We start from the raw sequence: 11,570 nt of genomic DNA, 5'->3' as shown, positions 1-11,570 counted from the left end.
TCACTACGAACCTTTTTTGGATTTCAGTTTTCAGGAAAAGAAGGACTGAAGTCCTCACTACGAACCTTTCTTGGATTTCAGTTTTCAGGAAAAGAAGGACTGAAGTCCTCACTACGAACCTTTTTTGGATTTCAGTTTTCAGGAAAAGAAGGACTGAAGTCCTCACTACGAACCTTTTTTGGATTTCAGTTTTCAGGAAAAGAAGGACTGAAGTCCTCACTACGAACCTTTCTTGGATTTCAGTTTTCAGGAAAAGAAGGACTGAAGTCCTCACTACGAACCTTTTTTGTTTAAGTTGATGCTTTGTGCAAAACTTTTAATGAGCCTAAACAAGTCTACTGGGCTGGTTGAGACTTGGCTTGCAGGGCATCTTTAGCCGACAATCCCTGATCTTGAATACCAAAATACCACAAACTAGCAGCAGCTTCGGCGCGAGTCACGGATTTCTTGGGCTGAAAGAGAGTTGTAAAACCAAAAACCCGACGAATATTCGCCAAATCTCCATTGTTGAAATCAGCTAAAACTGCCCGCGACGCTTGGGAATCTATCTTAGAAGCGTCTTGAAAACTCCATTTTTCTTTGATTCCCTCAATGTTGGCTGTAGGCAAAACTTGACGGGTATCTAATGGTACTTTCCAGAGAATCATTGTTTCGCGGGTTAAAGGTGCATCCGGACGAAATTTCATATCTTTCGTTTCTCCAGAAAGCGAACTCGGAATTAAACCGGCTTCTGCTAAACCTTGAATTGCTGCAAAATCTGGATCTGTTTTGGGTATGTCAGAAAAGGCTGGTTCGCTAGATTCTGCTGCTAATCTAATTTGTTTGGCTTGACGGCTGGCATAAATCTGATTGTTTGCTGCTACTAACCAGCGGGCGTATTCGCGGCGGGTGACAATTTTGTTGGGTTCGGGTAAACTGTTGCCAGTTTCTAAATTAGCACCGCTTTTCGATCGCACTTTCAGCGCTTCTAATTGAGCCAAATCCGCCACGTACTGCTGCAACTGTTGAGGAATTTTGGTGTCTAGTTGGCTAACTTTTTCTGATTTTGGCGAAGGGGATGGGGTTGGAGTAGTTCCTTCTGAATTTGATGGACTTGGTGAAGCGGTTGGAGATGGGCTAGACTCGGAATTGTTAGGTTGGGGACTGGCTGCTATTTCGGGGCTGTCTTTGCTATAGTCGATCGCAAATTCTGTAGAACCTCCTACTTTTTGAGTCCCAGAAAGCGACACTGTTACCCGCAATTTATCTCGGGTTGCTACCAAAGAACCTTGTCCTTCGGCGGTTGGGCGGCTGACTATTTGCCAATTCGGGCGCCCAAATTCTGTCTGATAAAAGTTCTGAACCGAATTAACCGGATCTGTGCTTTCCCAGCGCAGCCGCACGTTTTTTGACTGTCCATCGCTGGGCGCACCAACTTCGATTAACTGAGCATTAGGATAGAGTGGAATCTCTGTCGGGAAATCGGCAGGAAGTTTGGCAGTTGTGCTGGTTTCAACTGCTGTCCCTGGGGGAGGAAGAGGGACGGGAAGCGGAGTTGCGATTAATTTCGGATCGGCGGCTACCGATTCTTCGAGGGCTTTGCTGTTGGGGCTGTTTGCACAAGCTGTCACAGAAACCAGCAGACTGATAGCCAGCCAAGTCTTTACACCAGCGAGTATATTGGTTTTATTGGTTTTACTGGTTTTGGCTGGGGCGATCGAGTTGCCTCGCTGTTGGCTACGTATAATATTCAGCATAAATCCCTCGTTTGCGGATATATTTCTAGGCTAGCGCAGATCGGACAAATATAATTTTTACTCAAATGAAATTTCTGCACATAATCCTAGTTACTGCTACATTACTTGTCTCCGGCCTCAAGTTTACCACTCCGGCAAAAGCTCAAGTAGCCCCGCTGCGGGCGCCACTTCCTCAGCCAGAGTGGCAGCCATTTTGTTCGGCAATGGGTCAGTTTGCGATCGATATGCCCGGAACTCCCAAAATTAATACTGAAACTTTTTCAACTCAAATTACCACTTATACATACAGGTCTATCTTAAAAAACAAAGAAACTTATTTACTTCAATATTTTGACCTAGATTTTGCAACTAGCAACAAGAATATCAAAATTACTTTAAATAATGCCGTTGACTTTTTTGTAGTGGCTGCGAATGCTAAATTGCTGCAAGTGCGCGACATTTCTCTGGGTCGCTACCCGGGAAAAGAGTTTGAGTTTCAGCCACTTTCTCCCAAGGAACCTATAGGCGTCGGTCAAGTTTTTTTGGTTGAAAAGCGCGTTTACGGGCTGGTTGCTACTACTCCAGAACCTGAAAATGCTCAAAAATTTCTCGACTCTTTTCGTTTGTATTGAAGCAGGAAGTCATCAGTCATCAGTCATTAGTCATTAGTCATTAGTCATCAGTCATTAGTCATCAGTTAACTGTCAAGCGGTTAACTGTCATCAGACAAAATTAGTTGTGAGTGGCGATCGAATCTATTAATAAAACTTACGTTTGTGAACTTGGTGTCTCTCAAAATATTAGCTTTAGTAATTAAAAATATCGAAATCAACCTGATTGATGATGAATAGTGAATCCAGGAATAATTAAGTTAAATTTAATCTAATACCCGTTAAAAAAAAATAATGCAACTGTTTTGTCAGCTTCAAACCCATCTTCAGTAACTCATTCCCAATTGCAAATCCTTCGACACTTCGACAAGCGATCGCGATCGTGCAGAAATCTAATATCATTTTCGATAGCATCTGAATTATTGATCTCTCCATGCTCTCTCTGTGTTCTCTGTGTTCTCTGCGGTTAAATAATTCCGATATAACCGGAAACGATATAAAATCTAAAATTTAAAATTATATAAGACCTTATTTTATTTTTTGTACTCTACCCAAGGACAGAGGTAAATTTTACACCTGTAGAGCGATGTAGCGGATTCCTCAATTATATATGTTTGATATAAGGATTTTTAGAGTGCAGAAAGCACCAGCTAAAATTCTGTGTGGCTTAATCTCACTCAACGAAGTCTCACTCATCGACAGCTTACCCGGAGGGTATTAATATATTATGAATAAACTAACACCAATTCTCATCAGCGGTCTCCTATTATTTGGAGCTGCTGCTTGCACTGAGGGGGCTAAAACTAGCGCCGATGCTCCTAATTCTACCACAGAAAATGTCAAGAGCCCGCCCCCAGCCGAGAATGTTCAAAAAACTCAGTCCGACGCAACTAGCGATGTTCGCAAAGCCCAAGCAAATTCTGATATCAGAGCCAGAGAACAGCGCAACAACGTGACTGGCGGCGATGCAAGCAGAGCCGATGGCGACCTGAAAAGTGAAGTTCGTTCTAAGTTGGAAGTGAACATTACTAAAGGTGCGCTGACTGTGGACGCAAAAGACGGGGCTGTTACCGTAGGTGGCACAGTTCCGAATCAAACTGATTTAGCTAAAATTGAGCCTCTAGCTAAAGAGATTAAGGGTGTTAAAAGCGTGAATGTTACGGCTGTTGTCGCCCCCGCTTCACCCGCCGCATCGCCTAGTAAGTAATAAATTGGAAGGAAGTTCGGCAACGGATTTGGTAACGGATTTAACGGATTGTTTGACGGATTTAACCGACATAAGGAAGAGGGAAAGTTGGGAATTTTAAAAGTGCTTTCACAGTGGATTACAAGGCTTACGTGAATCTTTCGGTTGCGTTTTTTTGAGTTAAAGAGTTGAAGATTAACCCACTCAAAAATCCGCGCTCCAAACTCGCGCAATACCTGCAATTTGCCATTGGCAATTTACGATTTAAAATTCCCGATAATTAGTGGAAACCTGTCGGAAGATAGAGACGAATTTTATTCCCAACGAGCGATGAAAAATGTTGGGAAAAAATGACTAAATGTGATAGATGGCAGCAAGCAGATCGGAAATTCTGTAGTTGTGTAAAAACAGTATATTTTGAAGGAGAAAAGAAATGGCTTTAGGTCAACACAAACGGGCTGTAGGATCGTTTTCTAATTACCGCGATACGGAACTAGCCTTGATGGAACTGCAAAGTAGCGGGTTTCCGATGAATAAGGTTTCGGTAGTTGGAGAAAATCTCGATCGCAGCGAAATTGCGGGCGCTAGTGCTGCTAAGAGTACCGACGAGAAGGTGGGCGGCGGCGCGAAAGCTGGCGCGACGGCGGGAGTCGTGACGGGCGGTTTGATTGGGTTGCTCGGAAGTATTGGGGCGCTGGCGATTCCGGGAGTTGGCCCGGTGATGGCGGGGGGCGCGATCGCCACTCTGCTTGCTGATACTGTAGTCGGAGGCGCGATCGGGGCTGCTGCGGGCGGTTTGGTCGGCGGTTTGGTCGGTTTGGGCGTTCCCGAAGCCCAAGCTAAAGTTTATGGCGATCGCCTCTCGCGCGGAGAATATTTGGTATTCGTAGAAGGAACGGATGCCGAACTTGCCACCGCCGAAGGAATTATGAGCGTGCGGGGCATTCAGGATTGGGGCATTTATGATGTGCCGGCAGACACCGGCCGCAGATCGATGGCCCGCCAAAAGCGCGCTGTGGGCGTGTTTTCCACTCGCCGCGAGACTGAACACGCGCTGGGAGAACTGAGAACAGGGGGTTTCGACATGGATCGGGTTTCGGTCATTGCTAAGGATGGCGATTCTAAAGGGGATATCGCAGGCATTGACGTGCACGACAGCGCAGACAACAAGGCCGATGAAGGGGCGACTAAGGGTGCGCTCACAGGCGGAACGCTGGGCGGTTTGACTGGCTTGTTGGTAGGTCTCGGCTTGGTGGCAATTCCGGGTATCGGGCCGATTATGCTGGCTGGAGCCTCGGCTACGGCGATCGCCACTACACTAGCAGGTACTGCTTTGGGTGCGGCTGCTGGTAGCTTGATCGGAGCTTTAGTCGGTTTGGGAATTCCCGAAGAGGAAGCCAGAGCTTATAACGATCGAGTGGCGAGGGGAGATTACTTGGTACTGGTTGACGGCAGCGAAGCAGAAGTCGCTCAAGCTGGGGCTGTTCTGAGCCGCGGAGGCATTCAGGATTGGAACACCTACGACTCTCCCAGCGTGGATACCGCTCGGGCAGATTACGGCACTCCCGGCAGTCCCGGCGCTGATACTACGCCTGGTATTTACGACCCCAATCAGGGCGTTGCTGGCAAGCGTCGGGTTTGATCGAGAGGACTTTGTTTGGCTAGTCGCGAGCCCAATTGAGCTTGTGGAACAAACACTGGCTAGCTAGGGGTTTTACGCTTTGCCAGAACAAAACAAAAGTCGGCTTTTTCTCTGAAAGCCGGCTTTTGTTTTGTTCTGGAAACTTAAAAAAAAGAGATGTGTTAAAAATTTAATTTGGATTGGCGAGCTGGACTTTGGTCGGCTGGTCGATCGGCTCTATAAATTTTTACACTCTAAATCCGCAGGGATTTTTGAGTCTGTAACACTCACTACTGCAAGGGTTGCAAACCCTGGAGTAGGATAAAATTGGATGACTTAAATTGCAGTAGAGATTGCCCCGTTAGTCAAAGAACGACTATCTTTAATTATGGGGTGGCTAATTTCAGCAAATTATATCAGGTGAATTAGTCAGTCCCGCGCGCCGAGTACGGCCTGCGGTGGTCGGCAATTATTGGAATAATATTGTCGTCCCCTTGGGGCAAGACTTAGGCTGGTCATTGGTTGGCTGTAGCAGCCCAATTGCCTTTGGCAAGACCGGCTAAAGGAATATAGTTTTTCTGGGAATGCCTCAGCGAAGCATTTTTCAAGCCCAGGAACAGCTTTTATGTCCGGGAGCGCGTCTGGTATCGGGCGTTCTGTTAATTAGAAGCGCAAGCGCTCATGGATCGAGTAAACATTAACAGCAAGCACAGCAGCGCGGGAGTACGGGAACGGCTCGCGGCGCTTTTTTTGGCGAAATCTCAGGCCCATGGCAGCCTATTGCTGGTTTCGCCTGGGACTCGATCGGGACTCCGATCGAAACAGCCTTCCTGTTCGATTTCACTGGCATTGAGCACAGTGGGGGGAGGTGACACTAGCTGAGCTGACCGGGCTCTGCTTTCATGGGCGATCGAAGAAAGAAGGCAAAAACTAAAAGATATTCGGAGTTGAAGCTTCGAGTCCTTATTTCTTTCGGGAACTAATAGAATAGATTTGCTCCCCTGTACCAGCAATTTGTGGGCTGTGAATGTGGCGCGGGTGCCGCCAGCAAGAACCCCAAAAATATGCGATCGACAACTTATCGATTTATCGATATTTTGTAAATAGTTAGTAGTTAATAGTTAGTGATTAGCAGTTAGTATAAATACAACTAACAATTAACAACTAACATCAGCCGCAACTAACTCTTAGCAGCATAAGACTTACAGGCGGAAGCGAGAAACTCAGTTTCTTCATAAATGCCCCTAGCCAAGCCCTACTTTTACGAAAACCCGGGTGGCTTTTCGTAAGTTCTACGTAAATTATCAGGGTGATGCTAGAAATCAACCAGTTTTGATAATTATTACTGCGGCAGTAATGGTTTAAGAACTGACTAGCAAACACGAGCATACAAACTTTCAGACAACATTGAACATCGAGAAATTAAGGAAACTCACTCAATTTTTTTTATGAATTTCACTGAGCTTTTAACTGCTGATGAACTTTTAACTAGACATAGAAACGGGGAACGAGATTTTCGAGGAGCCAACCTCATTGCCGCTCATTTGATTGAATCTAATCTCAGTCGAACTAATTTGAGCAACACTAATTTGAAAGGTGCGAACTTAATTAGAAGTAAACTAATAGGAGCTAATTTAAACGGCGCCGACTTGAGCGGGGCTAATTTATCTAAGGCTAAATTAATTGAAGCGAACCTAGGTAGTTGTAGTTTAACGGGAACTGTGGCGATCGGAGCCGATTTTAGCGGAGCAAATCTCAGCGGAGCAATATTGTCTCGCGCTGACTTGAGCAAAGCTGTGATGACTGGAGCGAGTTTAGTCGGAGCTTGTTTGCTAAGTGGCTCGAAACTAATTGAGGCTAATTTGAGCGGGGCGACGCTGAGCCGAGCAATTATGAGCGGGGTTGATTTAAGCAGAGCAAATCTGACTAGAGCAATTATGAGCGAAGTAGATTTGAACGGCGCAAACCTGAGCGGTGCAAATCTAATTCGGGCTTATCTCAATCGCGGAAATCTCGGCGGTGTCAATTTGGTTGGGGCGATTTTGAGCGAGGCAAGTCTGCGGGAGGCTTGTATTTGTGCTGCTAATTTGAGGGGTGCTGACTTGAGCGGTACTGACTTGAAAGGAGCTAACTTAAATGGTTCTAATTTGAGCGGTGCTGACTTGCAAGGCGCTAATTTGAGTAAAGCTAATTTGAATGGTTTGATTCTGCATAATGCTGATTTGAGGGCTGCGAATTTGAACAAAGCTTCTCTCCGGGGAGCTGATTTGAGCGGTGCAAATTTATCGGGTGCTAGCTTGCTGGAAGCAGATTTGCGGGGAGCGAATTTGAGCCACGCCAATTTGTCGGGAGCGGGTTTGCTGCTGAGTTCTTTGACAGGGGCAAATTTGACAGGAACTAATTTGTCGGAGGCTAATTTGATTGGGGCTAGCTTGAATGTTGCTAATTTGAACCAAGCGGCTTTGAGCGGGGCTATTTTGCCGAATGGGGCTACTCACAGCCGCGATTGATCGGATGTCCGGTAGTGTGTTGATTGTCAGTTGCGAGCAGGCTAGCGATCGCGCGTGAAGTCAAAAGCTTCACTTACGTCGCTTTTTTGCAGTGGCGCGCTACTCGCCGGTGCGAGATCTCGCACCGGCGTTTGACTGGCGACAAAGCGCCCCAAAAAATAGTTGCGAGGGCCCTCGCAACTATTTTTTGGAATTTTTTTGGTAATTTACTTGAAAATTTCTAGAATCCGTGCTATGGTCAAAAGGTTTGAGACATTGTGAATTAGAGGTAAAACCCCGCAGAATGAAACAATTGGGAACCCATCTGGTCGCTGATGCTTGGCAGTCTCCTGGAGACCTGCTCAACGATCCTGAACGTATCCGCCGCGCTATTCTCGATGCGATCGAAGCCGGAGGAGCTACTCTCATCGATTTGTGCGTACACCAGTTTAGTCCTCACGGAGTGACGGCTACTGCAACTTTGGCAGAGTCTCATATAGCAATCCATACTTGGCCTGAACACGGTTATTTTGCCGCAGACTTATTTTTCTGCGGAGCCGGCGACCCTCACAAGGCCATGAAGGTGCTACAGACAGCTTTGGAAGCTAAACAGGTAAAACTCACCGAGTTCACGCGCGGTTTCGAGCCCGGGGTGGGCATCCTAGAATCTGCTTGTGAAGAGCAGTATGCACCACGTTTAGTAGAAGCGAGTGCAGCCAGAGGATGATAGCCAATTAGCGTAAGTTTGAATATTTTATGCTAGGTTTTCGTTAAAATCCCACGGTTTGAGCCGTGGGATTCTTGTTGAAATTTACTTTCCCTTCAACAAAGGGCGAACAACTAAATAACCTGCACCAAAAGCAGCAATAACAATCAGAAAAATGGCAATAGCCAGCCACAATCCACTTAAGTCTGAGGCTGTTTTTGCTTGAGAGCGCACCCGGTAAGGAGTTTCCGGCACCTCTGTAAATAATTTTTCTGGAAGTGTATCCGGAATGGGGGGGACTGTGGGTTCTGGTAGAGGAAAGGGAAATGCGACTGTTTGAGGTGGTTGAGGTATGTTAGAAGAGCTAGCCCTCGATATTGCAGGTGCTTGAGGTTCCGGTTCAACGCTGAAATTGAATTTGACTGAGGGCATTTGAGGCATCCCAGTCTGGGTGACGTTCTGAGCCGCGTTGACTACTTGTTGTAACTGCTGGGATACTTGAACTACTGTTTCTACTTCTCGCCGCAGTTGTTGATTTTGTTGAACTAATTGCTGGTTGTGGGTTTTGAGCGAGTCGAGCATCGCTTGGGCTGCTTGCAATTCCGCCGTGACTTCTCGATAGAGCGAAATTGGTACCGATGCAGAGTAACTATTTGAGTTTTCAGGGTTCGTATTGTCAGATAAGGTAGTATTTTGCATAATTGTAGATGGCGAGGGTGAACTTTTTTAAGTTTAGCCTGAGACTATTTGCAATTAGCTCGATCGCGATACAATTCATCAAGATAGTTGTTACAGATATTAATAGTAAATTTAATTAAATGTTACAATTTCTGAGTCGATCGCTATGAACAACCACGCAACCGAACAAAGTATGTCGCAAAAGTCAAGCACCGAGGAAATGAAATACGGCGAACGCGAGATTTTGGAGGGGCAGTTAATTACTTTCCCGAACCCGCGAGTCGGGCGGCGCTACACGATTGACATTACTTTGCCAGAATTTACTTGCAAGTGCCCGTTTTCTGGCTATCCCGATTTTGCGGCGATTCATATTACTTACGTGCCCGACGAGCGGGTGGTCGAGTTGAAGGCACTGAAGCTCTACGTTAACAGTTATCGCGATCGCTACATTTCTCACGAAGAATCGATCAATCAAATTTTAGACGATTTTGTCGCAGCTTGCGAGCCCCTGGAAGTGACGGTGAAGGGCGATTTTCTGCCGCGGGGGAACGTGCACACGGTGGTTGAAGTGCGGCACGAGAAGTAGAAGGTTGAGCCTTCTGCTGCTGTTAGTGATTGCGGTAGGGTGCGTCAGGTTTGAGATTCTCAATCAGCACTGAAAGCATGATTCTGACGCACCGTTTTTTTGCTTTCGGTGCGTCAGTGAGATTGCTGGTTTGGCTCGAAAATAACGCTAGAGTAGAACACCCTACTTAACTGCTTCGGAAAGAGATTCTAAGGAAATAAATTGTTTCACATCTAATATTTCAATCAACACCAGTTCTCCGCTGCTAGAATAGTGCAGAATCATTTGTCCTTCATCTTCGGCATAGGCGATCGGGCGATCGGAAATTTCGATCAGCATCGCATCTACATCTTGGCTGTATCTAATCTTTTTCATAATTACTTACTACAAGTTATTGGGGCTACCTTCCCCATTAGATAAGACTAAAGATAATCCGCTGCTGTTTGGAGGCGGTATTGTTCGCGGACGCTCAATAATTTAGTCTTTGAACCATTTGGTTCTAATGCTTCCGTCAGCCAAAGCTCTTGCTGATGCTTGAGGTTTATAGCCCGCCGAATTTCTTTCACCTCTTCGCGAGAAATACCTAGCTTATCTGCCATCCGGTTATGAAGAGCTAATTCTGACAAATCAATTTTGCCATCAGCAACGGCAATCTCCCAAGCTGTACATAATATTAGGCGATGCTTTAGTCGCTCTTTATTGCTTTGACTACAACTTTTTTCCCGATGTTCCTCATCAAAAAGAATACTCTTTTTCATGATTTCATCAAAACTATCCCGTTGTTCTATGGCTTTCCGAACCAAATCTCGCTCTTCCTTTCTCATACCGGAGGTGGTCATCAATCTATCTATACTATCTTTCTCCTTGTCATCTAATTCACCGTCAATCCAAGCCATTGGTAAAGCAGCCATAATTATCTCTGATTTAAACTTGCTCATCTTGGCAGCTTCTTCTTGATTTTTCCAGCCCGTTAGACCGCTGTAAATCCCGACAGTTGCTAATACTCCCAGTCCAACAGGAGCAGCAAATGTTAGTAATGAGTAGTATCCTGCACTGACAACAATACCAGTTGAACTCCCCACCAATCCCCCAATCAAAGGAATGCTATGGATAGTTGTCCAAATACTAGCTGGCGCAAATACTGAGGTCGCAACTGCTGAAGCCCCAACACCAGCCAAAGCCCCTACAGTTGCACCCGTCCCTACTGCAAAAGCATCTTTTGTCCAATCTTCGCCGTTATTTTGTTTTAATAAGTCTGCACTTATAGATTGATACTCTGCCACTGAATTTTTACCAACATATAAATTCAATCCTTCTAATTCACGATCAATATAGCTTTGATAAGATTTATCACTAAAGTTGATGCCACGTTTACAGCCCTCTTCATAAATTTTCTGGGTGGTATCATTAATCGTCGATTTAACTTTATCCCACGATTTACCAAAAATATCTTTTAACTCTTTAATATCAGTTTCTATTTCATTTAATCCAGCAAAACCTTCTCCTTTGAGTCGCTCTAAGTAATAGCCTTTATTCGTGGCAAAAATCATATCTAGAAGTGCCAGTGCAACTACCAGAGCAACAGCACCAGCGATTGGACTGGTAACAGCACCGATTAGGGGTACACCCGTCCAAGGTATCAGAGAATAAGCCATGAAAGTCACAATACTGCTAATTACTAGCAGTCCACCAGTAATAATTTTTCGCTCTTTTGCAGATGAGTCAATATCTGAATACAAAATTTTGAGGAGGCGGATATATGAGGGAATTCTGGGGATGCGAGTCAGAGCGAATTGGATGACAGCAGCCAGTACAGGAATTAAAAGAGCGAAAAGCACACTTAGTGCAGGTAAAACTGTTTGAATGACAAAAGCAACAATAATTGGCATAAAAAATACTAGGGTAAGTCTATCAATAGTTATTAACTGTAACAAATTTTTAATAATTATTCTTGTATCACAGATTACCTTTTTGGAATTAACAATAGTTTGAGGTATAA

General features: G+C 45.2%; 11 protein-coding genes. 6 read left to right on the top strand and 5 right to left on the bottom strand.

Annotated elements, in window-relative coordinates; translation table 11 throughout:
• Both QZ918_RS15550 and QZ918_RS15545 read right to left on the bottom strand, forming a co-directional pair.
• The coding region (locus QZ918_RS15550; protein WP_293336500.1) for a hypothetical protein at window positions 1–274 on the bottom strand (274 nt) is incomplete at its 3' end.
• 61 nt (window positions 275–335) lie between these two features.
• Entirely contained in the window at window positions 336–1,736 is a 1,401-nt protein-coding gene (locus QZ918_RS15545) for an S-layer homology domain-containing protein (protein WP_293336498.1), read from the bottom strand.
• A 65-nt stretch (window positions 1,737–1,801) separates the two neighbouring features.
• Here QZ918_RS15545 and QZ918_RS15540 point away from each other — a divergent pair, with 65 nt between their 5' ends.
• From QZ918_RS15540 to speD, 5 genes are all read left to right on the top strand, one after another.
• The gene (locus QZ918_RS15540) at window positions 1,802–2,347 is read left to right on the top strand and encodes a hypothetical protein (protein ID WP_293336496.1); all 546 of its coding nucleotides are present in this window, start codon (window positions 1,802–1,804) and stop codon (window positions 2,345–2,347) included.
• Window positions 2,348–3,053: 706 nt separating this feature from the next.
• The gene (locus QZ918_RS15535) at window positions 3,054–3,533 is read left to right on the top strand and encodes a BON domain-containing protein (RefSeq protein WP_293145307.1); all 480 of its coding nucleotides are present in this window, start codon (window positions 3,054–3,056) and stop codon (window positions 3,531–3,533) included.
• A gap of 412 nt (window positions 3,534–3,945) precedes the next feature.
• Window positions 3,946–5,154: a general stress protein gene (locus tag QZ918_RS15530; protein ID WP_293336494.1), complete on the top strand. Its 1,209-nt coding sequence runs from the start codon at window positions 3,946–3,948 to the stop codon at window positions 5,152–5,154.
• A gap of 1,427 nt (window positions 5,155–6,581) precedes the next feature.
• A complete protein-coding gene (locus tag QZ918_RS15525; RefSeq protein ID WP_293336492.1) occupies window positions 6,582–7,643 on the top strand; it encodes a pentapeptide repeat-containing protein in 1,062 nt (353 codons plus the stop codon).
• A gap of 283 nt (window positions 7,644–7,926) precedes the next feature.
• The gene (speD, locus tag QZ918_RS15520) at window positions 7,927–8,349 is read left to right on the top strand and encodes an adenosylmethionine decarboxylase (RefSeq protein WP_293145316.1); all 423 of its coding nucleotides are present in this window, start codon (window positions 7,927–7,929) and stop codon (window positions 8,347–8,349) included.
• 84 nt (window positions 8,350–8,433) lie between these two features.
• On the opposite strand, the gene QZ918_RS15515 is transcribed toward speD, so the two are convergent.
• The gene (locus tag QZ918_RS15515) at window positions 8,434–9,027 is read right to left on the bottom strand and encodes a hypothetical protein (protein WP_293336490.1); all 594 of its coding nucleotides are present in this window, start codon (window positions 9,025–9,027) and stop codon (window positions 8,434–8,436) included.
• 145 nt (window positions 9,028–9,172) lie between these two features.
• Here QZ918_RS15515 and queF point away from each other — a divergent pair, with 145 nt between their 5' ends.
• On the top strand, window positions 9,173–9,592 hold the full coding sequence (gene queF / locus QZ918_RS15510; protein WP_293336488.1) for a preQ(1) synthase: 420 nt from the start codon (window positions 9,173–9,175) through the stop codon (window positions 9,590–9,592).
• 162 nt (window positions 9,593–9,754) lie between these two features.
• Here the strand turns inward: queF and QZ918_RS15505 are convergent, their stop codons facing one another.
• Together QZ918_RS15505 and QZ918_RS15500 are read right to left on the bottom strand one after the other, a co-directional pair.
• Complete coding sequence (locus tag QZ918_RS15505) at window positions 9,755–9,946, bottom strand: DUF2283 domain-containing protein (protein ID WP_293336486.1); 192 nt, start codon at window positions 9,944–9,946, stop codon at window positions 9,755–9,757.
• Window positions 9,947–9,993: 47 nt separating this feature from the next.
• A complete protein-coding gene (locus QZ918_RS15500) occupies window positions 9,994–11,505 on the bottom strand; it encodes a tellurite resistance TerB family protein (protein WP_293336484.1) in 1,512 nt (503 codons plus the stop codon).
• Window positions 11,506–11,570: the final 65 nt, after the last annotated feature.

This window comes from Microcoleus sp. CAWBG58 (genome assembly GCF_020883045.1).
Classification (GTDB): domain Bacteria; phylum Cyanobacteriota; class Cyanobacteriia; order Cyanobacteriales; family Microcoleaceae; genus Microcoleus.
The sequence above is the reverse complement of the archived record's forward strand: the minus strand, read 5'-3'. Positions and strand labels throughout refer to the sequence as shown.